This is a genomic window from Phocaeicola sartorii JCM 17136 = DSM 21941 (genome assembly GCF_054653615.1).
The window spans coordinates 3,690,212-3,716,393 of the sequence record NZ_BAAIFW010000005.1; the positions used below are offsets into that span (position 1 = coordinate 3,690,212).

Genomic DNA, 26,182 nt, shown 5'->3' on the forward strand with positions numbered 1-26,182 from the left:
CTATCGAGAAAGAAAAACAAATCCTTCATTATCTTTTTTGTTTCTTCAGTGAGAATATGGGCAGAAACAAAAATATGCCGAGTATGGACATCACCAGCCCGCCTATAGTACCTGCCGCCAGAGGAAACCAAAAGGCCTCTTTCCCATCTCCCACCATAAAAGGAATAAAGCCCAGTATAGTGGAAACGACTGTCAGGAATATAGGCAGAATCTTCGAATTCCATGCTTTGGTGAAGGCACGCACCGGCAACAGCAAAGGATATCTTTTCCTTATCGCATTATATTCATTCAGGATATAGATGCTGGCATTCACCGTGATGCCGCAAAGCAACACAAAGGAAGCAAATCCTCCCTGGTCAAAGTTCAACCCGAAAAGATAGAACGTAAGGAATACACCGATGTAGGATATCGGAATAACAAAAATGATAGCCAACGGTTGCTTCAAGGAATTAAACAAAATACTTGTCGTGAAAAAAATGATGGCGATTACAATCAGCAGCAACGCATATTGCTTGTTATCCTTCTTGTTCCATGACCAGTAGTCCTGATCATTCTCGGCAGTATATCCCATAGGCAACACCTTGTTAAATTCTTCCAAGTCCTTCTTCAACAGCTTTTTCCCCTGTTCGGACGATCCGATATACTCATATTGCAGGCAAAGCCGGTATTGCTGGTTTTCTTTAGCCACCTTCTGGGGCGACTGCCCTTTCTGAACGGTAGCGAAATCGGCCAGTTTATAAGAATGTCCGTTGACCACAAACGGTATATTCACTAATCCCCACACATCATACTGCTGTCCCTGGAGCGATGAAAGTTTCAACTGTTCCGTCTGATTGTCAAACAACACGTTACCACAATAAATGTCCCGTCCGAATATCGGACGCAAAGCGGTAAAAAGCTGCGTAGCCGTAATATGCTCCTTCGCCATCCTCTGTCTGTCCAGATCCAGATAAAACTCACTATAATCATCCTTCCACCAGGAGAACTCCGAGTTGACCGTAACCTCCTTGATACGGCGATGCAACAACAACTTCTCTTTCAGCTGTTCCGCCCAATAAGAAAGCTCGTCATAATTATATCCGTATAGCTTCACCCGGAAACTGCCGGCACTCTCGCGCACATCATTGCTGAATCCCTGATCCTGCAAACCATACACACTCCAGCTTCCTCCCCCCAAGGTCAGTGCCTTACTGATGATACCGGCCTTCAATGTATAGGGAAACCCGCTCCGCTGATTCTCTTTGGTAAAGTAAATTTGGATATTGGCCTGACGCGCATTATAGACGTATGTCTGAAACTGCCTTATCTCCTTGAAATCGCTCAAATAGGTCTCCATCTTCTTTATCAGCACATTCATCTGTTCCAACGTACTGCCGTTGGGCAAAGTAGCATAAGCAGAAAGCACCACCTCACCTTCATCACGATTAAAATAACTTCCTTCATATACTTTCTCCGCAAAAAGACGGAGACTGCCACCTAAAGCCTTGTTGACAACCGGTCTCACCTTATCCTTATAAGTGGAGTTATCAAACACCTTATTATAATACTCCGCCCATTTTCCTTCCCCCTCCATTTTCTCGGGCAACATAAATACCGGCAGGCCGAACCCCAGCAGCAGCAACAGGCAAGCCATCACCCTGAACCGGCATAAGTAGTAAATCAGCCCCTGATAGAAACGGGTAAAATAGACTGCCAGCCGTTTCGCCCAAGTAGGCCTCGGGCATAACCTTTGCGGTAAGACAGCTCCCAAGAAACGCGTTGCCCCCTTTTTCTTCCTTTTTTTCTTCTCCAACCCTATTTTGTCAATCAGTGACGGGACAAAGAACAGCGCCACAAACAGGGAAACCGCCAGATTGATAATGACCACCGCCGCAAAATCCTGCAAGTTCAGCCGTATCTTCTCATCCAGAAAGAAGATGATGACCAACGCCCCGATAGTAGTCAGCGTAGCCGCCAGCACAGAGACAAACGCCTTCAGATTACGCCTGTGCAGAATATGATCCGTCATCACGATCGTATTATCTATCACCAAATTCAAGGAAATAGTAATGCCCGCCAATGAATAAAGCTGCATTTCCAAGCCGAATGTATAATAAAAGATGACAGCAACAGATATATTAACCACCAGACTGGTCACAATCAGGAGCAGATAACGCAGATTCCGTGTAATCAACGCCACGAACAACAACAGAATCAACACAGTCAGTCCGGTACGGAAATAAATCTTATCCAGTTCTTTCTGAATATACTCAGTGGCATCATAACCGATGTGCACCTCATACCCTGCAGGCATCTTCTGTTGCAGCCCGCCCATAAGGCGTTTCACCTCATCACTCAATTTTAATTGATTAGCAGTTTCCTCGGCAGTGACATACAGATAAATAGAATTCAGTCCGTTTATCCGGTAATAGCTCTGCGGACGTTCCTCCACATGCTTCACCTTTATCAGTTTTTCCAGCGTAACCATTGTTCCATCCTCCGCCCGCAACTGTATGGCTCCGGGTGCAAACTCCATCTCCTTCTCAGTAGATGTACGTACCAGCCTTATCCACTCTTTGCCGCCAGCCCCCTTTTCAATGGAGCATACTCCCAGGAACTCCTTTTCATAATGCCTGTTAATAGCCTGTTGCACGGCAGACAATGTGATTCCCAAGCGCGAAAGTTGTTCACTGTCATATTCCAGCTGCCACTCCATGGGTGTCGCCCCGTTCAGTTCCACTTTATAAATTCCCTTCAATTGTCCCAATACCGGCTTGATATTCTCTTCCGCATACCGTTGAATCAGAATCGGATTGGCGGGAGCATTCAGTGTATAGGTAATAAAAGGTCTGGCAGCCTTGTCGTCCGAGCGGCGTGTACTGATTTTCGGATAACTCACACCTTCCGGCAGTTGCGGCCAAGTCTGCCTGATAAGCGTTGAGACCTCAAAGCGTGTAGCATCAATATCCGCATGCTTGTCCAGTTCCAGCGTTATAGAGCCTCTGCCGTTATCCGAAGTAGAGTTCACCTTCCTGATCCCCTTCACTCTGGCCATCATCGCTTCCAGTTTGCTGGTCACCTCTGCCTCAATCACCCGCGACGAGTTGCCGGGCATACTGAAAGAGACAGTCAGTCCGGGCAAGGTACGCGACGGTGCCAGTTTCACCGGCAGCAACGGTACCAATACCCCCCCGATCAGTGACAGACAGACAAATATCACGATCAAGGTAAACGAAGACAGATTGCGCAGATTGCTCATTGATAAATTCCTGTATTAAAATCAAACCTATCCGACAAAGAAAAGCCCGAATCGAAATCATGCAGTGTCAGTTTGCGTATCTTATAATAGTTCAGCCAGTAATTCTGCAAAGCCGAAATATAATTTTTCTGTGCCTCCTGCTGCCGGTTCAGCGAAAGAGTCAGACTGTTCACATCCGCCTTTCCGATAATGAAACGCTGTCGGGTCTGCTCGTATGCCATTACGGCAAGATCCAAAGCCTCCTCCGCACTCATAATCAGGTTTTGCTGGATATTGAAATCATTCACCGTCATAATCACCTCTTCCTCCACACTCAGTTCCTCCTGCCGGGCAGCAATCTTCACCACATTCAGGTTATTCCTCGCCATATTATACTTCCCTTTCCTTACTCCCCAGTCAATCAAGGGAATAGAGACACTGACAGACACCAAGTCCTGTTGCAGAGGATGCCTGTAAGCGTCTCCCAGCTTACCCGCCACCTGGTTAAACCCCACACTGGCATTAAAGCTGGCATTGAACCGGGACTCCTTCTTTGTCTTGTCCACATTCTGTTCCGCTTCCAGCACATTCTGCCGTTGTTCCAGGAAAGTAGGGTTATTCTCTTTGGCCCGCATCAAGGCGTCATCTACCGGAATCATCTTTCCGGTGGGACGTCCCGGTATATCCAGTTCAATCACGGTATTCTTGTCCAGATTCAGAAAGGAAGCCAATGAGAACATCGCACGTTTCAAGGCTATCCGCGCATTCTGCAACGTATTGTGCGCATTCACTTTGTCCAGCTGCAAGGTCAGCAAATCGGCACGCGATATGGCCGCTATCTTGTGACGCTGCTGTCCGATGCTGTAAAGGGTATCACTGGACGCCACATTCTCCTCTGCCAGCCGGTAATCGGCCTGCGCCATGGCCAGTGCGAAGAAATAAGTCACCGCTTCTTCCGACACCTTTTCCGTGTTATAGATGAATTGCTTCTTCACCTTTTCATACTTCAGCGGCTCTATTTTCCGGTCCCAACGGAAAGCATTGTATCCCAGCAGGCTTTGCTGATAGCCCACACGCACGGGAATGGTGGAATATTGAGTCGATTTCGAATCACCGAAATTACGCATAAAGTCCAGTTCCGAGTCAATGTAAAACGTACCGCCCGTCCAGTCCAGATTCTGTTTGATACTCAGTCCGCCCGATGCGCTAAACATCTGCTGTTCACGATACACGTCCATATCCTCGTTCGAATCATAACGCTGGGTGATGTAACGATAATATTTAGCCGGAGTCAGGTCCAGTGTCAGGCTCGGCAGACGGTTCGCTTTGTACGTACGGTATTCCCAATATCCGGACAAATACAGGTTCTGATATCTGAAAGCGGACAAGGAACTGTCATTCGCAATCTCTATCGTGCGTTGCAAGTCCAGTTTCACCACCTGCTGGGCCTTTGCTCCGAGAGACAACAGCATACACCCCACTATCCATATATTATTAATGCACTTCATTCTTATCATGTTTTCTATAAATAAACCAATAAATCAAAGGAATGACAAACAAGCTGACCAATGTGCCCACCAGCATGGACCCGATCATGGCAATAGACAAAGGTTTCTGCATCTCCGACCCCATATCCGAAGTAAACAGCAGCGGTACCATTGCGAAGATGGTTGTCAGCGAAGTCATGATAATCGCCCTCAACCTTCGTCTGCCCGCCGTATGGATGGCCTCCACCAGAGGGACGCCCGTTTTCCGCAGTTCGTTGATAGCATCCAGCTTCAAAATAGAGTCATTCACCACAATACCACACGTCACGATAATACCTATGGCGGACATCAGGTTCAGCGTATGGCCGAAAATCCATAACGCCAGCAAAGCAAAAGCCGTATCCACAGGAATTTCCATCAAGACGATCAGCGGTTGCAGGAAACTCTCGAACTGTGCACAGAGAATAAAATACATCAGCAGCACAGAAACAAAAAGAATAACGGTCAGTTCCCCCATCATCTTCTCATTTGAAAAGAAACTGCCCGAGAAATCCACTTCCCACTCTTTATCTTCATCAACCGCCTTTTTTACCTTCCGCATCAATTCCGGAGCCCCCTTCACATCATAAAAACTCAAAGGAATATACTCCCCGTTCTTTCCCGCTGTGATACTTTTCAAATCCTCGGCAGGCACCACCGTCACCAGGTCGTTCAAAGGAATATGATTCACCTCTCCGTCAGCGTCCGCCCTCGTCTTTACCAAAGTCTCACTTAATACGCGGTTTACACTTTTTTCCTCGCCGGCAATACCGATAGGCAGATATTGCTGGTAAGAGCGTAAAGTAGAAACCCTGTTCTCCTTAAAAGCCGTGCGAAGCACCCGTGTCAGTTCATCGTATGATACATTATACAACAGCAGTTTTTCCTTATCCACAATCAAATTCATCTGATTTCTGAAAGCGATGCCTGCCGGAGCACAGCCCGTCACCTGCGTAATCTCCTTTTCCAGCCGTTGCAGATGTTCCGCTTCCGGCGCTTTCGACTTGTCCGCCGTATGAAGCTCCGCCACCACATCCGCCTCTCCTGTCACAAACAACTTTTCAAAGATGGTCTCGGGAGGCGAGAAAGTAACCACCGCCAGCGGATACTTCTCCCTTATCTCCTTCTCCAATGATTCCTGCAACGGAGAGATTCCGGACGGTTCTTCCGTTTTGAAATACAGTTCCGCCTCGGTAGATGAAAGTTCGCTGCCCCCGTTCAATATATAATCCTGCATACCCACATAGGCCGTATGCTCCACCACCTTGTCGTCCACCCGTTTCATCAATCCATCCACCCGGCGGTTGTTCTCGTCCACATGGATATTCTCATTCCACTCTATCCTTGCCACCAGTTCATTCTGGTCAATCTGCGGCATGCGCTCCTTCCCCATTACATAAAAAAGATACACACACAGCGGAAGGGTGGCCAGCGTACCTGCCATACAAAGTTTCTTGTGCGAGAACACCCAGTCAATACCCTTGTCGTAAAAGTTCTCCAGCCACTCATTTTTCAACAGATTGTCAAAGCGTCTGGAAAGCAGCCCTTTGCTGCGGATACCCGCCTTATAGAACAACAGATACAATACGGGCAGCAACATGATGCCTGTAACATAGGACACCATCAGCCCCACTGTTATAGAGAAAGCCTGATCCATAAAGATCGCTCCGGCTATGCCGCTCATAAAGATCAGAGGCACAAATACCGCGATAGTAGTAAGCGACGAACTGAGCATCGGTGTGATCATCTCGGTCGTACCCGCGGCACAAGAGCGTTTCAGCGAATATCCCCGTTCACGATACTGCGAAATATTCTCCGTAACAATAATGGCGCTGTCTATCATCATACCCACCGCCAGGATCAAGCCCGACAACGATATCACATTCAACGACACATGGCAGAAATAAAAGAAAAAGAACGTGATAACAATCGAAGTGACCATGCTGATACCAATAATCAGCGGCGAACGGACATCACCCAGAAACAACACGGCCACAATAAAGATAAATAAAAAGCCCAAAGAAAGGTTTTGCTGTAGATTTGAAATGGTGTAGTCCAGCAATTCCGTCTGGTTACGGCTTACACTGAATTCAATATCCGGATACAGAGAAGCAAAATAATCGGTTGTCTCCTTCAGCTTCTCTTTCATGGCATCCATATTCTCATCGCTCTGCTTGATAATGGCCAGCGTCACCGCCCTTTTTCCTCTGGCAACGGAACGTCCCATTTCTTTTTGCGAAACAATATCTACTTTGCAGAGTTCCTTCAACTGCATAATGCGTTCCCCTTTACGGATATAGATATTCCTTACATCCTCCGGTGTACGGAGCAAAGTGGCTATGCGGATATTATATTCATAATAGCCATCCCTCACCAACATGCTTCCCGGTTCCACATTATTGGCGGAGAGCGCGTTCTCTATATCCTCCACACTAATGCCCGTCATGGCCAGTTTATCTTTATCCGGAAGTATTTGCAAAAGTCGTCCGGGCACTCCGGTTATATCCGCCATGGCCACTTCGGGTAACTGTTCGATACGGCGTTTCACCACATTTTCCGCCAGTTCGCACAATTCCAGGAATTGCCGTTCGTTGGTTTCCTGATAAGCACCGTCGTTTTTCAAGGTCATATTGACATAGAGTACAGGAATGTCCGTCGCACTTGCCTTGATAGCCTTGGGGCGTGTCACCTCCTTGGGAAGACTGTTCATAGCAGCGTCTATCTTCTCGTTTACCTCTATAAACGCCAAATCGGTATTTACGCCAAAATCAAACTCCAGCCGAATCACGCCTGCTCCGTCACGGGTCTCACTTTTTATCTCCCTCAGTCCGGCCACTTGCAGCAGCTGCCTGCGCACAGGGGTCACCACCGTATTCTCCAGTTCGCGTGCCGATGAGTTCTCGCCCGTCACCTGTATGGTAATCTGCGGTATGGCAATATCGGGCAGCAAAGAAACAGGCAGCGAAAAATAGGTCACCAACCCCACAATAAAGCAGGCGGTAAAGGCCATCAGCACCGCAATGGGGCGTTGCAATAAGAACTTAACCATACCTTCTAATTTTTAATGACCTTCACCGGGGCTTCGTGAGCCAGGTTCACATTTCCGGTAGTTATCACCTCCATGCCTTCTTCCAGTCCGTCTGTGACAGTATATTCCTCCATATTCTCCAATCCCGTATGCACATAGTTCCACATGGCTTTCCCCTCTTTCAGTGTAAACACCACCTGTTTGCCGGAACGCAGCACAACGGCCGTTTTGGGAATAACCAGTTGCTCGCCTACAGAGCGTTTCACGCTCACCCTCACATTCATGCCGTCGAACAATTTATTACTACCGTTCACCCGCGCCTTTACCCGTACCATTCCATTCTCGTCCACCAGCGGATTAATCTCGCTGATACTTCCCTGCCGCACCCCTGCCGCCGAAGCGTACGGAGTGATCTCCACCTTATCCCCTACCTTCAGCAATGGCAGTTCATTTTCCAGTACGGTGAAATCCACCTCCATATTGCCTGTATGGATTACCCGGCAGAAAGCTCCGGAAGTCTTGGGCATATTATATTTCTTTTCAAAGAGGTTGGCAATCACTCCGTCGAAAGGAGCCGTCAATGTAGCTTGTTCCATATCATATCGGGCAGATTCGTACTGAGCCTTGCTCTGTTCGTACCCACTTTTTACCTTGGCCAGTTCCAGCACATCGGCAGGTACCGCCTTCAGGTTATCGGGAGCATAGCCCTGTCCTATCAATACATCCTGCATCTCCAAGGTAGCTTGCGCCAAGCTGTTTTTATTCTGCACCAGCGTATTGTTCAACTTAAACAAGTCCAGTTGGGCTATCTTCTGCCCTTTCCGCACCATCTCCCCGTTCTTTACCCAGATGTTTGCCACCACTTCCGACGTGCGGAAATACAAATCGGCATAATCCCGGGCCGTCACTTTCCCGTTACTGATTAATTCATGATTGAAGACCTGCTTTTTCAACGGCATCACCGTCACTTCATTGGGTAAAGAAGGAAGTACTGTCTCCACTCCCTCTTTTTCCATTGTTTCCTTTTTTTCCCCTGAACATGCAGTGAAAGAAACGGCTACTAATAAGCCCGATACGAATACTATGTGTAGTTTCATGGTCATGTTTTGTGATATCTGTAACAAATAAAAACCTTTTATTTCTAATAAACTAATTTTCGGGTACTTTTTTTAATAATTCCCGTGCTTTCCGCCTCATCTGCTTAATAGCAGTCGATTGAACTTTCGGTTCTTTCTCCAGGACCGTCCTCACCATCCGTTCCAATTTGTCGCGTCGGTAAAACTCCGGTTCCGCATATAGATTAGCCAACAGATAATAAGGATAAATCCGTCCGGGCAGCCGATGAACAGCACGCATAAACCACTGTTCCGCACTGGCATAGTGCTTCATTTCCTGTTCATTCTTCCCTATCACATTCAGTATCATAGGGTCACCACTCACTTTCAACGCCTCCTTCAGTACCCTGTTCGACAGTTCCGGTTCATGTAATTTATGCAAAGCATGACCATATTCGAACATAAAACGGGCATTCCCCACCATTTCTTTCTGAATCTCTGCATAACATTCCACCGCTTGCCGATAAGCTCCCGACTGGTAAAACATACGGCTTTTAGTCCATTGTTTACAAGCTGACACCGCTTTGCTTTTCTGCTGATAGTTATAGAAACAACCATAGCTTCCAACTAACAATAAGATAGTAAACAAAAGGCGAAACCAGCCTTTCTCTAAAGGCAGAACCCGGATACCACAAGCCAGCACCAATATCACTAAGGCTGAAACAAAAGCCGGAAATTGCAAAGGATAAGAAGAGAATGCAAATACCATTAAAGAAAGCAATGCACCGCATAGCCCATAAATGCCTTGTTTATGACCTATGTACATGCTTCCTCCCATTATCAGCAGCCCGAAGCAAAGCACAGGCACTCCCCACGCAATGGCTACTTGCAGATATTCATTAAAAACATATTCCGGGGCGCCTGCCACAAGCTCCTCTGTCGCCGTATAATCTCCGGTGGCAAAATAATCCTCCTGCGCCTGTCCATAAGCAGCCGGAACACTGTTCCATCCGCATCCTGCCCACGGATTCTCACTGACAGTATGAGCAGCAATTTTCCACATAAACAGACGGCCGTCTGCCGAATCCTTTTTCATTTGATAAATGCCACCCAATGCTATACCGACCAAAATAAAGATTACTATGGCAAAAGACACTGCCTGCTTACGATAATGCCTGATATAATGCTGAATTTCCATCCTATAGTGCATACCACAAACATAAACGGAAGAGACCGCTGCGGCTATCCATGCCGAGCGGCTCATTCCGGCAGGCAACACACAAAGAATCAATAGCATTCCAGCCACAGACATATAGTAAGGTATGGTTTTCTTAGACTCTTTCCGCTTTAACCATTCGTGCAGACAAACAGGAAATATCATGGCAAGGTAGCCTGAATAAGGACCGGGATTATAGAATGAACCGGTCAAGGTATAGAGGGAATGGTTGGAATAGGTAAAGCCATACACCTGGCGGATGCCCCAAACGGCTTCCATAAAACCATATAAAATAAAAATCCACGAAGTAGTTACAGCAAAATATTGCTTTATTGCTTTCGGGAAAAGGATAATGTATATTACCATTCCCATAGTAAACCAAATTCCACAACCATACAACCATTTCCACTGTCCATCCAAAATACCGGATGGCAATGAACTGACATTATAGCACACCGCACTAAGACATACCGCAATCAATATAGCTTGTACTAGCATCACACTATAGCCTATCCATCTATTTTTAATTTCTACCACCATCGTTGTTTGTTATCTTCCCAAGTAAAAATACGATTTTCCTTTCCTTCCGTGGTACACTTCAGAAGCAATAAAGCATTAGAGGGAACATTATCATAATTCAATAAATAATCGGTTGCCATTTTTTTGCCTAATGAAATCCAAGAACCGCCCCAATAGAATAACTCATAGGCCATTCCCTGAATCACATTATTCTTATCATTCCGTGGGCAAACACCTAAAGCACTGACCTCCACTTCTTTGCCGAAATCAACACCCACCCAACCGATGCTGTCTTTTTCCGAAAGATAAGGATTTAAATCCGCAAATGTCAATATATCATTATCAAATAATTTACTCAGCGTTTTCATTCTGCTTTCATCTGAAGAAAAAGGTACTCCCGTTAACCTCTGTAACTGCTCTTTCCCTTCGCTTTTTCCATAAAAAGACAATTCCGCAAGCACGTCTTTATCTTCCGGAAATACATATCTGATATACCGGCATTTCACTGACGTATCCAACTGCCATACATTAGGTCTGGATTCACATTCCGGAACAGTAAACACAATCTGTGACTGATGAAAGGCACGGTCTTGTGAAATTTCAAATTTAGCACCTTTGTTCCATTCACACCAAAATCCAATGTCAGGCCGAGCATAATATTTACGTTTCAGTGCAACAGACTCCGTTCTTTGTGCATCAGCCTTTAAGAAAAGAATGCTACCATCAGCTTGAAGAATGAAAGGATCATTGAACGGAATGGACTTTCCATCTTTATAAAAGACAGGTAAATAAACCATATCACGTCCCATTTTACAGAAAGAGACATCGGATATTCCGACCTCTCCCCAAAACACAGGTTTCCATACATCTTCGTTGAACACACACAGATAAGCATATTCCACTCCTTCAAGTTTTATCCCTTTTTTTATAGGAATATGAATATCAGATGTTACAAAATAGGCATCCGATACATCTTCATACTTCGTATTCCGGAAAAATACCGGAGTATTGGCTGCATTACAACCTTTTCCGGAAGAAGGTCCCTGTATCATCGTCTCATAACTATATCGGAAAACTTTAGGCAGGCGTGATTTCATCCAATATTCATCTACCCAGACATTATTGTATACCTTACCTGCTTTCCATTTTCCGCGTCCCCCCGTAGCTTCGAATGGATATGTCTTTCCGTTTACTACAATGGCATTCCATTCATGGCTGCTGTTACGATTTCCCCAAGCCGGTACAAAGTCGATAGTGCAAGGAACCCCCAAAGCTGACAACAACATGGAATTAAACCAACAACGCGCAGGGCACCTTGACATCTTGGATAAATGATAATCTTGCAAACAAACATAAGGGTAAGTACTTATATCCGACCACTCCACTTGATAATCATTAAATTGCTCCAAAAGCGAGTCAACCAACTCATGAGGAGAAGAATATTGTAGCATATAATCTTCATATCGGGAAATGAAATAATTACGCCATTTCTCTACCACATATCCGTTATTTCTTCGATAAGGTAATACATATTTCAGAAAAATATTAAATGGAATACTGTCCTTATACAAGCATCGTTCCCAACTTTGAAAGGCCAGATCTATATTTCCAATCAAATAGTCTGCCGATACAATACTAAGATCTGAAACCAACCGTGAATAAATATCGATACGTGGATCATTATATTGAAGAATTTTTCTCCACTCTTTGTTCAATGAATCTTTTGCGTTAATATGCAGACTCTTCTCCACTTTCTTTAAGGAATCATAATGGAGCAAAACCGGACGGTATTTATACAGTAAAGTAGTATCATAGGCGACATTCCCTACCAAATTACTAATTAAAAACTCTGCCGCCTGCTTTTTCAAAGAGTCACTTTCATAATGGGATAATACCTTTTCCAACTCTGCTCTTCTTTCTCCCGCTTGTTCCAATGTATGTTCCAAACGTGAGTTAGAATTGCATGAAATGGTGAAAAAGATTATACCTATCATGCACAAGCCTGTCATTTTGCCTATCGGATTTCCACTTTTCATAACTTTACCACCAAACTTATTTCCCATCTTCGTATGTAAAAATCCACTCTTCTTTTCCTTTTGTCAGATTGCGCAAAAGCAATAAAGCATTATCAGGAACATTATCATATTCCAAATACTGTAATTGCCTGCTACCGACCTGCCTTCCTAAACTTTTCCACTCTCTATCCCAGTAAAAAAGTTCATATAGCTCACTGTCTTTGTAGTGTAAAAGTACACACTCTAACTCCGCACGATTTTCACCACTCAACTTCAAAGAGGTTTCCAACGCCCTATCTGTACAACTTACCCAAAGGAAAAAAGAGCAAATTATCATGATGCTGACTATACAATATTTCATCTGGCTTCTTACTATTATTCTATTCTTTTAAATACCCTGTTCCAACGAATCTCATCTGTATTCAAATCAACGGACTTCCATATCAATGTCGCTTTTCCCACAATAAACTTTTCGGGTAACAATCCCCAATAACGGGAATCTTTGGAATTCATCACTTTGTCACCTGCCACAAAATAGTAATCTTCTTTAAACTGATATTCCTGTATGACACTATCGTTCAACAGAAAAACGTCTCCCTGCTGCACCAATTTCTTTTTCTGCTCCCACTCTATCGCATTCTTATACAATATCCGATTAATAGTATTCATTTTCACACTTTTTCCTTTAGTCGGAATATAAAAAGGACCGAATTCCTTTATCGTCCAATTCACCAGACTATCATTGGGGTAAGCCCTCATCACTATGCCCCAATTCCGTTCCTCTCCTGCCGACAGAATCTGTTGCAGCCTGTCCTGTGAAGCTACGCACCCTAAAGTTCCCTTATATCCATACACCTTATAGTGTGCATTTCTAATTTCAAAGGTATCACCCGGCACAGCCACACAACGCTTTACATAATAAGTCTTTAAATTCAGTCCCAAGCTGTCCCATCGAGCCGGATAAGGAAAATTGAACACCAGCACATCATTGCGCTTTATCCGCCCGAAACCGGGAAGACGGGATATATCTACCTGACTTCCCCCCGCTGCTTCCCAAATGTCAAACAGACGCCCTCCCATCACCCACTTGTTCACCAATATATTATCTCCCGCAATCAGGGCAGGTTCCATGGAGTCAGAAGGAATGGCAAATGAGGCAAAAACAAATATCTGTAATAACAACCAAATAATCATCATTAACAGACTCCCTCCGGCCACACAAACCAGCAAGTTATATAAGAAACCAATACATCTCTTCATTCGCTTCATATTATTCTTTAAGAGGCGGAAATTGCTTCCTAATATTCCAAACTTATCGTCTCACCTGCATATCAAGAAAAAATACAGAATCCAACTCTTCCGCCTGAATATTTTCTTCTATCCTTATAAAAGATTCAGCAGCTTTTACATGTCCCTGACCAGCAGCTGCCCTGTACCATAACATAGCCTTTGCAGAGTCACGAACAACGCCTTTACCCCAATAGTACATCCTGCCCAAATTATATTGCGCAGGGGCATTTCCCTGCAAAGCCGACTTTTCAAGCCATGATGCGCAAACCGATAAATCCATTTCCACGCCTTTACCCAAACTATAAGCCACACCTATGTTATATTGCGCTACAGGATTACCAACAGCCGCAGACTTTCTGAACCAAAACAGGGCAGTTGCCACATCAGGAGATACCCCAAAGCCGTTGAAAAACATATAACCCAAATTATTCATAGCATCAGAATCACCATGAGAAGCAGAACGACGATACCACTGAATGGCTTCCCGATAATCACGTGCCACCCCTAATCCCAAACGGTAAAGATTCCCCAGTCCCAGCTGAGCCTGAGCATTTCCCTGTTGGGCAGCATACTGAAAATACCTTCTAGCTTTCGACAGGTTTTCAGAAACCCCATAACCATAGGCATACATGAAAGCCATATTGTTACAGGCATTCGTATTACCAGCCTTTCCGGACTTTTCAAATAATGCAAATGCTTTTTCATAATCCGTACTTCCACCAAGGCCACGATAGTACATATCACCTAACAAATATTGGGCGTATGAAGCCGAATCTATACCTGCCAGTGGTATGAACTGATTCCGTGCCTCATCATAGTCATGCTCTCTATAAGCATTCATGGCCTGCCGATATCTGTCTGAAATATCTCCCAAACTCCACATATAAATCTGGTCATGCAATGCACATATACCGATAACAGCTATCAAAATCAAGCATATACCAATACCCGAACAATATGATCTCCATTTATCCATAACAAATGCGGCTTAATAAGAATATTCCACTATATGATATTCAGGATTGCTACTTATGCCATATATTTTGCGTTTTTCAGGATTCACCGCAATACGAGAAACGCCATCGTTCAAAATATAATGCCGCAATGGAGCCCCTTCCCAACTGAATACCAAAATATCCTTTGCAAGCAAATTATATCCAGGTTTGTTTACAAATTTCCCATTATAAAGCACCCATAATTCATCTCCTACACCAACCGGACTGTAAAAGGCATCACGATAGTAGTCAGGCTTAGGACGACTGCCTATCCGAACACCGTCATTAAACTCCGTAAAACGTGTAAAGAAATGTTCCGGACCATAAAGTCGTTTTACCAGCTTTCCGCTGTCACTGTAAATATCTATCAAATCAGTAAAGAAATGACAGACGGCAAAACGATCATTCCCATTGCTAGCGGGAATAGCACGATAGGCATCCACCCGTTCCAGATCGGTATAGGCTTCCGGACCCTCGGGGTAGTTTCCTACCGCTCCTAGCTTCTGTCCGGCAGCATTGAACATGTAACAAGGAGCGTCCGGACGATAAGAGACTCCGACCAGTTTATCTTTCAGCAGAACAAGCTCACTAAAGAAATCAGCCTCACTCAATTTATATCGCCGGGACGGAACTAAAGACGGAGCAGAAACGAACTCACCGACTCCATACGTACAAACTGTTGAAGTCACCATATCATATAGTCTCACTGAATCTTGCCCTAAAATGAAACTAGGGGAAATCATCTCATTAGGTCCCTCCCCCATCGTCATTTGTTCACCTATTTTCTTCTTGGTATTCAAGTTAAAGAGATGGAGAAGTTTCTCTGTCTTCCTATTAATTGTTATCAATAATGTATCCATTACGACCAATTGATTAGGTTGCATCACAGGTTCATCAAATGCTATTTCAGAGCCAGTCAATTCCTGACTTTCGAAGTCCTCCCACTCTATACAAGTCTCATCTTGGTAGACCGATTCCACCTTATTACCACACGCCACAAAGGATATGCCGCCCAAGATAACAACTAAAATTCTTATATATGCTTTCATACATAGATTATTTATAACATACTAACTAAACTAACAAGTAACCGGTCATTATATAGAACGTTTCCAATCAAATAAAAGAAAAATATCCATACAATCGACCGGTTAAAAAATAATTATGGCCAACGGTCATCAACTGTTATTGAAGTACCATTAGTGTATTTTATTACACATTTATATCCTGAATAGGGACAATATCTATCACCATCAGATTCCCAGCTAGCTAATGCTTCCACATTAGCCAATGCCAAATCAGACATTACATCCAATTTCTGAGCGTTATACACATTTATTCCTGCAATCAAAGCAAATGCTACAACTATAGTTGCTTTCAAAATATTCTTTTTCATTTGGTTTATAGTTTCAAAAATGATTAATTACTCATGTTTTCATCTTTTATCGGAAAGAACTCCACCGCAGAAAAAACAAAACTACCGCTTGCTTATTCTGATTTTTACATTACTTTTGTATCAGACTTTACCTCCTTTCTTTTGAGGAGAGGCCGCAGGGTGGAAAGAATCTACTTCCAGCAAAAAATGGATTTCTTTCCATCCGCTTTTTGCTCTCAACTATTCCTACAGAGATATATTCAAATTTATAAAGGAAAAGACAGATCAAAAAAATCAATCACTCAACATCCTTTAACTCCACCCTCTTAAAAACAAGCTGATTCTCGTCATAATTAGGATTCATTTCATTATTCGTTGAAATATACAATCCCTCTTCACGCACAAACCATAAATGAGGATTAAAAGTATAATCAGGAAATAATGTTTCACCAATAACATTCAAATCCTTATCTAAAATCATAATAGAAAAATTCTTTTTGCCTGAACGGATAATTTTAAGATAATTATCACTCTCCTCTATTGTACTTGCCGGATATGCCACACGATAATATACCTTGCGATATTTATCATACAATACAGAACCATAATTCGCCTGTTCCGCCCTATTTTTCAATATAGCATTCTGATTATTCGAAGAGTTTCTTAAAATCTCCACTTTGTCAATATAGCGGCTCTTCACCGGACAGGATGTCACACTTTGATGCATGATATCAGCCTTATACATCAACTCACTATAATAAAATGAATATACAAAATTATCACCTGTAAAACAACGGTAATAATCCTCTCCATTACCTGCAGAAGTACCAAAATCCTCATACGTGATCAACTGAGGAAATTTCATAGGCAACGCACGAACAACATGCTGCATTGTATCAATTACAACAGAAACAGGGCTGTCCTCCAACGCCTTTTCACGCAACATCGGATTTACGGTCTGCAAGATATAAAATTGTCCGTCAATAATTTCAACAGTTCCATATAATCCCGGTATAAAGGGTATTAAAGGTTGATTTGTATCCGTTTGAGAAAAATTAATTTTATCTTTGATAGTTCCTGTAGTATCAGTAATAAAAATTGTAGTTATATACATACTAGGAATATAAATATGATCGAAATCAATGGCACGATACCCCATAAATCCTCCAGTTATAGCATTATCTCCTTCCACACCATACATCACTCTTTTCACTAAATTTCCAGAAGATATTTCATAAAATAAAATTTCCGGTTCAACTTCATTCTTAAAAGAAAGATAAGCTTTCCCGTCATCCTCCAATGTTTCAACAAAAAGCATAGGCCCTTTTACATCGTCCGGTATTATAAACTGGAGAGAATCTTGCGTAACAGTTAATACAACTTTGTCTTTCGGCTGACTGTCAGAACAAGATAATGCCACAATCAGAATTCCTATAACTAAAAGGTAATTTACAATTTTCATTATGATTCAGTTTATTTCGTAACAATCTATCAATTCCAACAGATACAGGCAACCCCGGTACCCCAAGGTGGACATGAATAATAGTCACCAATCCAATAGCAAGTGGTACTACCCCATTCTCCACCATCTGCCAACGCTTCCACATTAGCCAATGCCAAATCAGACATTACATCCGATTTCTGAGCGTTATACACATTCATTCCTGCTATCAAAGCAAATGCAGCAACCAAAGTTGCTTTCAAAATATTCTTTTTCATCTTGTTTCTAATTTTAAAGATGATTAATGATTCGTGTTTTCATCTTATTCTCGGAAAGAACTCCACCGCAGAAAAAACAAAAATACCGCTTGCTTATTCTGATTATTTACACTACTTTTACATCGGACTTAACCTCCTTTTCTGTTAGGAGAGAGCCGCAGGGTGGAAAGAATCGACTTTCGGCAAAGAAAATGAGTTTCTTTCCATCCGCTTTTTACTCCCATTGATTCATACTTCATCCTTTATTCAGCATTCCCCGTCACCTTCAAACGAAGTGGGGAATTATCTGCATTGCAATAAATGGTAACCGTCTTGCTGAAATGTTCAGCCTTTTCCGCTTCATAAATCACTGTCAGCTCCGCTTTTTCTCCCGGACGAATACCCTCCTTACTATAGTTTACCTTGGTACACCCACAGGAAGTGATGACATCGTATATCACCAGCATACGCTGCCCCGTATTGGTCAGCGTGAACTTGCGTTCCTGCTTCTCCGACTGAGGGAATGAACCGAAGTCCACACTTTCCACATCCTGGATGACTTTCGTCATCGGTGTTTCAGCTTTTACAGCTTCACCACCTGTCAATACGTTCAGATAAAGTTCCTTCACCTTCGGATTATGAACAGGATTGCCTATAGCCACCACCCTGTTGTCTTTATCTAATAAAAATGTCTGGAAAGTCATTTCATCCGGAAAGTGGTTCAATCGGTTAAAATCGTCCTTTTCATCGAAACAAACCGGATAAGTGAATGCATCGCGACGGGTGATATAACGAAGTTCTTTCATGTCTTTCGGATGGAAATAAAAGGCAAAGGAAACCGGACGGTTCAGCGTTGAATCCACTTCCTGCATAAACTGTTTCCAGCGAGGCAGTTGTAATTTGCAACTGGTACAGCCCATCGAATCAATATAAGTCACCACCTTATAATCCGCATCCGATAAAGAAAAAGACACCGTATCCTTCCCTTGAATGGTAAAGACGGAACGGGAAGGAAAGAAAATTTCTTTCCCCTCCCATTCCTCAACCAAACGAGCGATTTTTTCTTTCTCAGATTCCTTGCAGGAAGAGAAAAGAGCAAGTGCCGCCAATAGATAAAGGTATCTCATGCACGATTATTCCAAATGGAAATTACTGTATGTATAAGCAACTCTAATCCCATTGGAGCAGAGCACATTACCATCTCCAAAGCAGTTTCCATAGGCAGATTCGTTACCAGCCAAAGCTTCTATATTACTAAGCAGTAATTCATCTGATACTTTTTTGTGCTGAAAAGCACTCCACATACTCACTGTCGCAACCAGTGCGACCATTAATAATACTCCTGTTTTTTTCATTTCCTAATTAATTTTATTGACGCAAAATTAAGGAACAAAAACTGAAAAGGAAGAATATTATTCATTAGAATTTCATTAGCTAATGAAATTCTAATGAATAAGGGTACCCTTACTAATGAACTCTAATGAATTTCTCACATTTATCATTATCAGAAGCCTATTATTCGATATTTTTTATACTTTTGAAAAAACAAATTTTAGACAAAAATGACAAACGCAAGGAAAAGCACTATAGCAGCCACTATTTTAGCAATAGCCATAAGCATCTTTTTTATTGGAGATGCCATATTGGAGTCTGGCGAAGAAGTCATCCAAGCACAGATGCAAGACGCTTTGAAAGAAACCATCACCATAGATTTTCATAGACGGAAAAACGAAAAAATGAAATCTAAAGAAAAGCCACTGGGCAGAAAAGTGAAACACGCAAAAATAATTGGCGATAACGGACTGGAAACCATCGTATTTAGAGACAGTGTAGAAGAATATTTGGCTGATCAATGGACAATACAGTATATATTAGCCGAAATACACCCTATCAACCCCAATGACTTTAACACCTTATTCAATAAAGAACTGAACAAAAGAGGGATACCTTGCCAAACAGGTATCATCTACCAACAGAAAAAGAAGCCACAACAGATTGGCGGAGACCTATACACTTTTCCGAACTCCATTACTACGAGGTCTGTCATGTTGGATGCCAAAAACACAACCAGTGTACAGGCTTGGGCGAATTGCAGTTTGATCACGATATTGAAACACGCCAGTAAAAAAATAGGAATCTATGTAGTTCTTTGCCTTGCAGCCACGGCACTCTTATTGTCGTCCTATAAAGAAAAGAAGAAAAAGGCAAAAGCCGAAAAGAGAACAGCAAATATAGTGACGGAAGACACTCCACCAATCCAAAAGGGTATAAGAACAGATAAAAGCGAACAAAAAATATATATAGACGATAAGGAATGTGTCACTACAGATTCGGGATTCAAGATTATGCAGCTGCTAATTGACAGCCCCAACCATTTCGCATCCAAAGAAGAAATTATTCTGAGACTTTGGCCGAAAAACGATAAATTGAATCATAATACAATGAATAACAGAATGAATGGACATATCAATACCTTACGTCGGTCACTCCAAGATTTCCCAGGATACCAAATAGAAACAGAACACAGCAAAGGATACTATCTGATTATTCCTTCATCGGATGAAACACCTACAACTGCATGAAATAGCAAAGGATATTACCTAGTTGTACCTTGACGTAAAATTCACCATAGCATTATCTTACTCTGCCTAACCTGTTCCATCTGATTTTATCATTTATTGGATTTCCCCCTCTTTGGCAACTTTCCCGGTCAGCTTAATCGCAAGAGGCCAATTCCTCTTGTATTTTACGAAATCCCTCGTAATTAATTGGAATGATCGTCACCGGTGTATGAGATGGCTGTGAGGTCTGTTTTGTTGTAAAGAAAAGTATGTGGACTTCGTAGGCCAAGTAAACGGTGTTACTTTGCCTGGGAACATATCTTACTTTGCCCACGAAGATATCTTACTTTTTTAGTGGGATATTCCCTTGGCTGCTACCTTGGCTCTCGTCTAATCAAACGAGATATCATGCCGTGGCAATGTATTCGCTGAATCGTTACCATTCGTGCCGTCTTTTCCGAATCCCACATCCACAAAACTCCCATCTTCCTTTTCCACTACATTCCAGCAATATGACGCATATTCATTCCTGCTATCAAAGCAAATGCTGCAACTATAGTTGCTTTCAAAATGTTCTTTTTCATCTTATTTTTAGTTTTAAAGATGATTAATCACTTGTGTTTTTTATCTTATTCTCGCAAAGAACTCCACCACAGAAAAACAAAACAACAACAGCAAAGAACACAAATACCGTTTCCACTGGTTTGTTATTTTTGCATAAAGGTAGAGAACATTCATCGGGCACACAAATTTTCCACCTTAAATTCATCTTAAGATGCTAAAATTCGGCAATAACATCAATCCAAACTAAAAGTTATAATAGTATATTCTAAATTTTCTGATTGCGATATTGCATAGAAATCACCATTATCAGCAAAACACATATCTATAACAGGAAAATCATGTTTATATTTGCAAATAAAGTTTCCTTTCAAATCAAATTTTAAAATATAGTTACATTTTTTGCTACTTTGCTCCTCCTTCAATGTTCTTCCACTATACAATATATAAAAATAATTACCTGCAGTATAAGCTCCATAACTATATACAATGTTGTCGCCTTCAATATTTATGTTATTTTTTAAAGATTCTATTTTCCGTTCTATTTTTCCGTCCCCAAAAGAAAAATGCTTTTGTTGGAATAACTGGTTTCCTTCCATAGAATAAAAAAAGACATCTCCTGTAAAATAAGAGGCAAAAACCAACACATGACTATTCTGGTTATAAGCAAAATACCCCTGACCCAATTTATACTTCTCATATATATCCTTTAATTCTTGCATATAAGAAGGATATATATCTATTGAAGCCAAGTTTTTCCCACTAGTATCAAAAAGATGGAAAGTTCCATCCTCATAAAATCCCGATGCTAGAAATCCGTTACAAACAGCTATTGCCCGGTCTGCATCTTGCAGGTTTACGCTCTTTTGAGGATGGAACGTTCCTTGCATCAAATCATAAAATGAATATGTATTCATCTGCGAATTTTGTCTTTGCAGAATATAAAGTTCACGTTCCTCCTCTGATACTTCCACTGTTATTGGTGATAATAATTCATCAGGTCCTTGTCCGACATTAAGTACACGAGAGAACATAGAATCGCCTTTTAAATCATAGATATCTAATAAGGTTTCATTCATATTATCAGATATAAGCAAAAAACTATCCATATAAGCAATTTCGGATGGTCTACCTAAAAAAATATTGGTAACCTTCTTTTTTATAGAAATAGGATATTCAGGCACCGTTTCTATTGTTTTTTTTCCTGTACAGGCCGAGAGAATAAGTAAACAACAAATAAAATATAGTATCTTTCTCATTATTATTTTTATAAGGATGAATCAATAGTAAGATCTTAGTACATTTACTTTCTGTTTTTAAAAAGAGAAAGATAAACTTTCTCTTTTCATTTTTCATTCTTTTTATTTATAATATAATTTTGTACCAGTTCCCTGTGTATCTATAAAATATCCACAATAGACACCACTACAAGTATTACAACAATCAAATCCGCCACTTCCTTCACCACTAGCCAATGCTTCCACATTAGCCAAAGCCAATTCAGACATTACATCCGATTTCTGAGCATTATACACATTCATTCCTGCTATCAAAGCAAACGATGCAACTATAGTAGCTTTCAAAATTTTCTTTTTCATCTTATTTTTAGTTTTAAAGATGATTAATCACTTGTGTTTTTTATCTTATTCTCGCAAAGAACTCCACCACAGAAAAACAAAACAACAACAGCAAAGAACACAAATACCGTTTCCACTGGTTTGTTATTTTTGCATAAAGGTAGAGAACATCCATCGGGCACACAAATTTTCCACCTTAAATTCATCTTAAGACGACCTTAAAGTTTTCTTAAGGTCCCAAAAACGCCCATTTCATCGAAAGCATAATCAGTATTCCCAATAACATGATTCATGTCATCAAACTACATTTTTTCTCTGATTTATAAGTTCTCTTTCCGCAACATCCGCAATGGAACAGAACGCTATTCAAAAGAGAATGTGTGGGAAATCTGAACAATTGAGAAATATATGCCAATAAAATATATTCGGATATACCATTCTATAAAGAGACGAAAGAATCCAAAAAACTCGGGCCATTTACTCCTGTAAAAGCTATCAAAGGAGAATCACCTGAAATAACAAAAAGGGAGAAAGCGGCAAAAGACTTGTTTTCAAAGGCAGTCTCAAAAGTCAGACAACCCATTGAATCATTATTCAACTGGTTGAATGAAAAAACAAATATTCAAAGAGCGATGAAAGTCAGATCTACATCTGGACTGCTGGTACATACGATGGGAAAAATTGCCATCGCATTAATTACTCTAATTTTTAACTAAGGAATTAAATACTGATTCGCATAATACCCTCATTATAAACTAAAATTCAAAGAAGGAGAATGCCCCAAAATAGAAAAGCAGAATGAAATGATACTTTATATTTATGACATCTCCCTCAATATATCAATCCTTAAGATATTCTTTTACCACAAAGTCACGATTTATCTTTATTTATTATATCAGCAAGTGAATATGTATATATAACTCTTTCATTTTTATTATCAACAGCATAAATTTTATTTGAAGATACAGTAATGTTCACAATGTCTTTATCAAGTAAATAATGAGCAATTGGAACTCCATCCCAATTCCAGACTTCCAATATTTTTCTTTTATTTTCTGTTGTCAATATATAAATATAATCAGCATCCATGCAAGGATAATATTGATAAAAAGCATATCTATTTTCTGAAACCGAATTCGGAGAACTTTCTAATAATGTCTCATTCAACAATTTGCCGTTGTTATTATATATCCGACAAAGCTTGGCATAAGCATAAAAAGCTGCAAATCGGTCTCCAACAGGATTAGCAATAGTCAACTTATTATAAACAAAACGATTTATTTCATCCTTATTCTTTTGCAAAAGATCTATTGGATAATCACTAAAATGCTGTATATTCCCACTTTGATCAAATAAACCATATTCGAAATCCTCATTATCAGATACAAAACAATAAGTATTATTCAACAAAAAAAGAAAACGATTCAAGCCTCTTTGATCTACTTCCAATTGCTTGATAACGTCCACTTTAAAATAGCCAGTTGAATCAACAGTTATTTCTTTTACCCTATTAGAGGCGATTTCAAATGTTTTGAAACCATTGCTTGTTGCTATAAAGGTTCTATCGAGCATCAAAAACTCATCAGGACCTTCACCTCTACATCCTGCGCTGAATAAATAATTACATTTAGGCAAACTCCAAAATGAAAACATGGTATCCTTTTTCTGCTCATAAGTAACTAGCATATCTTTTGCTATAAATAAACGAGTCACCGATAACAAAACAGGGGGAACGATTAGACTATCAGCCGTCAATTCGCTCAATGCAGGGAATTGTAATTTCCCCTCTTCTCTAGCATTACATCCATTGAATAATAGAAGAGAGGAAAGGATACACGAAATTACAGCATAGAACTTTCCCATATCAACATGAAGATCTATTTCGTCCATACTCCAACCAATATGCTTCACATTCTTGGCAAATCCAATCCCAATAGGCTAAGCTATTATCATCAGGAGCCTTCCTCCACGTATCATAACAAGTATGGTTTCCTCCACCGCCTTCCCCACTTGCAAGAGCTTCTATATTAGCCAATGCCAAAGGAGATATTACAGCTGATTTCTGAGAACAATACACATTATACCCTGCAACCAAAGCAAATACTGCAACCAAAGTCACCTTTAAAATATTCTTTTTCATCTTGTTTTACTGTTTTAATATAAACATTCATTCTTCTTTTCATCTTTTATCGGAAAGAACTCCACCGTAGAAAAAACAAAACTGCCGCTTGCTTATGCTGATTATTACATCAAACTTCTCCCTGTCAAAACAACCAATTATTTTTAGATTACATTTTCTTATTACAGATTTTTCTTTCTTATATGCTATTGCGCCTCCTCCTAAAGGCTCTGTTTCAAACAGCAGAAAATAATAATTTGGCTCAATCAACAAAAACTCACCACAGCCAGAAGTGGAATAAAAATCAAGCAATCCAAAACATCAAAATGAATATTCCACAATATGATATTCAGGTGCATTGCTGATGCCATATATCTTCCGATGTTGACTATCAACAGTCATAAAAAGCAAAGGATTATCCAATTTATAAGCTATATTGGGTACACCATTCCATGAAAACGAGAAGATCCAGCTACATAAACCAGTATGATCAGGGTCGTTTACATATCCACCATCATACATCACCATCAAGCAATCGCCAGCGTTGCAAGGAGAAAAGTAAGCATCACGAGTAGTTTCCTTATCCGGAGACGATGAAATGATCTCCCCGTCATGGTACTCTTTGAAATGAGCAAAAAATTGTTCAGGACCATGAATCCGTTTGTGCAAATTCCCATTAAAGTCGTAAAATTCAATCAAATCGGTCATGCAATAGCAAATGGCAAACTTATTCATGCCATTACTGGTAAAATTCATGTAATAGGCATCCAACTTCTCAGTATCAGTATATGAAATATTGTTGTTCGGATAACCAATTATTTCACCTGTTTTCTTGCCGTCACCACTATCAAAAGCATATAGTTGGTGTTCCACCTGATGAGAATACCCCCAGATACAATCACCCACCTGCTCCGCACTGATAAACACCGGTACCGAAAGCTTCAGGCGGCGCATCGGCTTAGGATTCTGACTCTCGACAAAAGCAGCCATATCATACTCAAAAATACGCGATGAGGATCTATCAAAGAGTTGAAAGGTATGGCTATCATTTGTCATCAACTTAGGTTGAAGCATATCATCCGGTCCTTGTCCAAATGAAAGAGCAGAAGCTATTTTTTTACGAGTGTTAAGATTAAATACATGAACCAGTTTTTCACTTCTTGGTTCTATCAGTACCAACAATGAATCATAAACCCGAATGCCATTCGGTCGCATTATCATACTATCAAACTCTAATATTCGTCCTTTAAGTTCTTCTATTTTTACAAATGTGTCAAAATCAAACAACTCAGCAGCATCATACCGTTCCACTTTGGAACAAGATACAGACAACAAGAACAAACAAATAACAAAAATATAATTCTTTTTCATTTGATTTATTAATTCCAAAGACAGCTCCAAAGATTTTCATCTTGAGAACTGCCATACTT

At 41.1% G+C, this 26,182-nt stretch carries 20 protein-coding genes and 1 pseudogene; 1 reads left to right on the plus strand and 20 read right to left on the minus strand.

What is annotated here, in order from left to right:
- Window positions 1–28: 28 nt before the first annotated feature.
- The 15 genes and pseudogenes from ACYQ0C_RS15695 to ACYQ0C_RS15765 form a co-directional block, all read right to left on the minus strand.
- Entirely contained in the window at window positions 29–3,238 is a 3,210-nt protein-coding gene (locus ACYQ0C_RS15695) for an efflux RND transporter permease subunit (protein WP_016275641.1), read from the minus strand.
- Window positions 3,235–4,734, minus strand: a complete 1,500-nt coding sequence (locus ACYQ0C_RS15700; protein ID WP_369992618.1) for a TolC family protein — start codon at window positions 4,732–4,734, stop codon at window positions 3,235–3,237. The genes ACYQ0C_RS15695 and ACYQ0C_RS15700 overlap by 4 nt, the downstream gene beginning before the upstream one ends.
- On the minus strand, window positions 4,712–7,792 hold the full coding sequence (locus ACYQ0C_RS15705; protein WP_016275639.1) for an efflux RND transporter permease subunit: 3,081 nt from the start codon (window positions 7,790–7,792) through the stop codon (window positions 4,712–4,714). Before ACYQ0C_RS15705 ends, ACYQ0C_RS15700 begins: the two co-directional genes overlap by 23 nt.
- 5 nt (window positions 7,793–7,797) lie before the next feature.
- Window positions 7,798–8,868: an efflux RND transporter periplasmic adaptor subunit gene (locus ACYQ0C_RS15710; RefSeq protein WP_025076599.1), complete on the minus strand. Its 1,071-nt coding sequence runs from the start codon at window positions 8,866–8,868 to the stop codon at window positions 7,798–7,800.
- A gap of 52 nt (window positions 8,869–8,920) precedes the next feature.
- Window positions 8,921–10,540, minus strand: coding sequence for an O-antigen ligase family protein (locus tag ACYQ0C_RS15715; RefSeq protein ID WP_371327426.1), 1,620 nt, complete (start codon window positions 10,538–10,540; stop codon window positions 8,921–8,923).
- 32 nt (window positions 10,541–10,572) lie between these two features.
- The gene (locus ACYQ0C_RS15720; RefSeq protein ID WP_016275636.1) at window positions 10,573–12,597 is read right to left on the minus strand and encodes a hypothetical protein; all 2,025 of its coding nucleotides are present in this window, start codon (window positions 12,595–12,597) and stop codon (window positions 10,573–10,575) included.
- Between the two features lie 16 nt (window positions 12,598–12,613).
- Window positions 12,614–12,793, minus strand: a pseudogene (locus ACYQ0C_RS15725) (transglutaminase domain-containing protein); the annotation flags it as partial.
- 158 nt (window positions 12,794–12,951) lie between these two features.
- Window positions 12,952–13,836, minus strand: coding sequence for a signal peptidase I (gene lepB / locus ACYQ0C_RS15730; protein WP_016275634.1), 885 nt, complete (start codon window positions 13,834–13,836; stop codon window positions 12,952–12,954).
- Window positions 13,837–13,888: 52 nt separating this feature from the next.
- Window positions 13,889–14,842 carry a tetratricopeptide repeat protein gene (locus tag ACYQ0C_RS15735; protein WP_016275633.1) on the minus strand — a complete coding sequence of 318 codons (954 nt, stop codon included), beginning with the start codon at window positions 14,840–14,842 and terminating at the stop codon, window positions 13,889–13,891.
- 12 nt (window positions 14,843–14,854) lie between these two features.
- Window positions 14,855–15,910, minus strand: a complete 1,056-nt coding sequence (locus ACYQ0C_RS15740) for a BF3164 family lipoprotein (protein WP_016275632.1) — start codon at window positions 15,908–15,910, stop codon at window positions 14,855–14,857.
- 113 nt (window positions 15,911–16,023) lie between these two features.
- A complete protein-coding gene (locus ACYQ0C_RS15745) occupies window positions 16,024–16,257 on the minus strand; it encodes an NVEALA domain-containing protein (RefSeq protein ID WP_016275631.1) in 234 nt (77 codons plus the stop codon).
- Window positions 16,258–16,534: 277 nt separating this feature from the next.
- Window positions 16,535–17,698, minus strand: coding sequence for a DUF4221 family protein (locus ACYQ0C_RS15750; RefSeq protein WP_016275630.1), 1,164 nt, complete (start codon window positions 17,696–17,698; stop codon window positions 16,535–16,537).
- A 29-nt stretch (window positions 17,699–17,727) separates the two neighbouring features.
- On the minus strand, window positions 17,728–17,955 hold the full coding sequence (locus ACYQ0C_RS15755) for an NVEALA domain-containing protein (protein WP_005851128.1): 228 nt from the start codon (window positions 17,953–17,955) through the stop codon (window positions 17,728–17,730).
- 242 nt (window positions 17,956–18,197) lie between these two features.
- Window positions 18,198–19,061 (minus strand): DUF1573 domain-containing protein, encoded by an 864-nt coding sequence (locus tag ACYQ0C_RS15760; protein ID WP_016275629.1) that lies wholly within the window; start codon window positions 19,059–19,061, stop codon window positions 18,198–18,200.
- Window positions 19,062–19,067: 6 nt separating this feature from the next.
- Window positions 19,068–19,289 (minus strand): NVEALA domain-containing protein, encoded by a 222-nt coding sequence (locus ACYQ0C_RS15765; RefSeq protein WP_016275628.1) that lies wholly within the window; start codon window positions 19,287–19,289, stop codon window positions 19,068–19,070.
- A gap of 207 nt (window positions 19,290–19,496) precedes the next feature.
- On the opposite strand from ACYQ0C_RS15765, the gene ACYQ0C_RS15770 reads away from it, so the two are divergent.
- Window positions 19,497–20,516 carry a winged helix-turn-helix domain-containing protein gene (locus tag ACYQ0C_RS15770; RefSeq protein ID WP_016275627.1) on the plus strand — a complete coding sequence of 340 codons (1,020 nt, stop codon included), beginning with the start codon at window positions 19,497–19,499 and terminating at the stop codon, window positions 20,514–20,516.
- A gap of 776 nt (window positions 20,517–21,292) precedes the next feature.
- Here ACYQ0C_RS15770 and ACYQ0C_RS15775 read toward each other — a convergent pair.
- From ACYQ0C_RS15775 to ACYQ0C_RS15795, 5 genes are all read right to left on the minus strand, one after another.
- Window positions 21,293–22,315 (minus strand): BF3164 family lipoprotein, encoded by a 1,023-nt coding sequence (locus ACYQ0C_RS15775; RefSeq protein WP_016275626.1) that lies wholly within the window; start codon window positions 22,313–22,315, stop codon window positions 21,293–21,295.
- A gap of 102 nt (window positions 22,316–22,417) precedes the next feature.
- Window positions 22,418–22,654 carry an NVEALA domain-containing protein gene (locus ACYQ0C_RS15780; RefSeq protein ID WP_016275625.1) on the minus strand — a complete coding sequence of 79 codons (237 nt, stop codon included), beginning with the start codon at window positions 22,652–22,654 and terminating at the stop codon, window positions 22,418–22,420.
- A gap of 849 nt (window positions 22,655–23,503) precedes the next feature.
- The gene (locus ACYQ0C_RS15785) at window positions 23,504–24,523 is read right to left on the minus strand and encodes a BF3164 family lipoprotein (RefSeq protein ID WP_016275623.1); all 1,020 of its coding nucleotides are present in this window, start codon (window positions 24,521–24,523) and stop codon (window positions 23,504–23,506) included.
- Window positions 24,498–24,773: an NVEALA domain-containing protein gene (locus ACYQ0C_RS15790; RefSeq protein WP_016275622.1), complete on the minus strand. Its 276-nt coding sequence runs from the start codon at window positions 24,771–24,773 to the stop codon at window positions 24,498–24,500. Before ACYQ0C_RS15790 ends, ACYQ0C_RS15785 begins: the two co-directional genes overlap by 26 nt.
- Window positions 24,774–25,073: 300 nt before the next feature.
- Window positions 25,074–26,123, minus strand: a complete 1,050-nt coding sequence (locus ACYQ0C_RS15795; protein WP_016275621.1) for a BF3164 family lipoprotein — start codon at window positions 26,121–26,123, stop codon at window positions 25,074–25,076.
- Window positions 26,124–26,182: the final 59 nt, after the last annotated feature.

What these genes read in the sequence shown, in the direction of transcription:
- ACYQ0C_RS15765 (WP_016275628.1), bottom strand. Translation starts at nt 19,289, where the DNA reads ATGAAAAAAACAGGAGTATTATTAATGGTCGCACTGGTTGCGACAGTG.
- ACYQ0C_RS15770 (WP_016275627.1), top strand. Translation starts at nt 19,497, where the DNA reads ATGACAAACGCAAGGAAAAGCACTATAGCAGCCACTATTTTAGCAATA.
- ACYQ0C_RS15780 (WP_016275625.1), bottom strand. Translation starts at nt 22,654, where the DNA reads ATGAAAAAGAAAATTTTGAAAGCTACTATAGTTGCATCGTTTGCTTTG.
- ACYQ0C_RS15715 (WP_371327426.1), bottom strand. Translation starts at nt 10,540, where the DNA reads ATGCTAGTACAAGCTATATTGATTGCGGTATGTCTTAGTGCGGTGTGC.
- ACYQ0C_RS15695 (WP_016275641.1), bottom strand. Translation starts at nt 3,238, where the DNA reads ATGAGCAATCTGCGCAATCTGTCTTCGTTTACCTTGATCGTGATATTT.
- ACYQ0C_RS15700 (WP_369992618.1), bottom strand. Translation starts at nt 4,734, where the DNA reads ATGATAAGAATGAAGTGCATTAATAATATATGGATAGTGGGGTGTATG.
- ACYQ0C_RS15785 (WP_016275623.1), bottom strand. Translation starts at nt 24,523, where the DNA reads ATGGACGAAATAGATCTTCATGTTGATATGGGAAAGTTCTATGCTGTA.
- ACYQ0C_RS15720 (WP_016275636.1), bottom strand. Translation starts at nt 12,597, where the DNA reads ATGAAAAGTGGAAATCCGATAGGCAAAATGACAGGCTTGTGCATGATA.
- lepB (WP_016275634.1), bottom strand. Translation starts at nt 13,836, where the DNA reads ATGAAGAGATGTATTGGTTTCTTATATAACTTGCTGGTTTGTGTGGCC.
- ACYQ0C_RS15740 (WP_016275632.1), bottom strand. Translation starts at nt 15,910, where the DNA reads ATGAAAGCATATATAAGAATTTTAGTTGTTATCTTGGGCGGCATATCC.
- ACYQ0C_RS15750 (WP_016275630.1), bottom strand. Translation starts at nt 17,698, where the DNA reads ATGAAAATTGTAAATTACCTTTTAGTTATAGGAATTCTGATTGTGGCA.
- ACYQ0C_RS15775 (WP_016275626.1), bottom strand. Translation starts at nt 22,315, where the DNA reads ATGAGAAAGATACTATATTTTATTTGTTGTTTACTTATTCTCTCGGCC.
- ACYQ0C_RS15735 (WP_016275633.1), bottom strand. Translation starts at nt 14,842, where the DNA reads ATGGATAAATGGAGATCATATTGTTCGGGTATTGGTATATGCTTGATT.
- ACYQ0C_RS15790 (WP_016275622.1), bottom strand. Translation starts at nt 24,773, where the DNA reads ATGAAAAAGAATATTTTAAAGGTGACTTTGGTTGCAGTATTTGCTTTG.
- ACYQ0C_RS15710 (WP_025076599.1), bottom strand. Translation starts at nt 8,868, where the DNA reads ATGAAACTACACATAGTATTCGTATCGGGCTTATTAGTAGCCGTTTCT.
- ACYQ0C_RS15705 (WP_016275639.1), bottom strand. Translation starts at nt 7,792, where the DNA reads ATGGTTAAGTTCTTATTGCAACGCCCCATTGCGGTGCTGATGGCCTTT.
- ACYQ0C_RS15745 (WP_016275631.1), bottom strand. Translation starts at nt 16,257, where the DNA reads ATGAAAAAGAATATTTTGAAAGCAACTATAGTTGTAGCATTTGCTTTG.
- ACYQ0C_RS15795 (WP_016275621.1), bottom strand. Translation starts at nt 26,123, where the DNA reads ATGAAAAAGAATTATATTTTTGTTATTTGTTTGTTCTTGTTGTCTGTA.
- ACYQ0C_RS15760 (WP_016275629.1), bottom strand. Translation starts at nt 19,061, where the DNA reads ATGAGATACCTTTATCTATTGGCGGCACTTGCTCTTTTCTCTTCCTGC.
- ACYQ0C_RS15755 (WP_005851128.1), bottom strand. Translation starts at nt 17,955, where the DNA reads ATGAAAAAGAATATTTTGAAAGCAACTTTGGTTGCTGCATTTGCTTTG.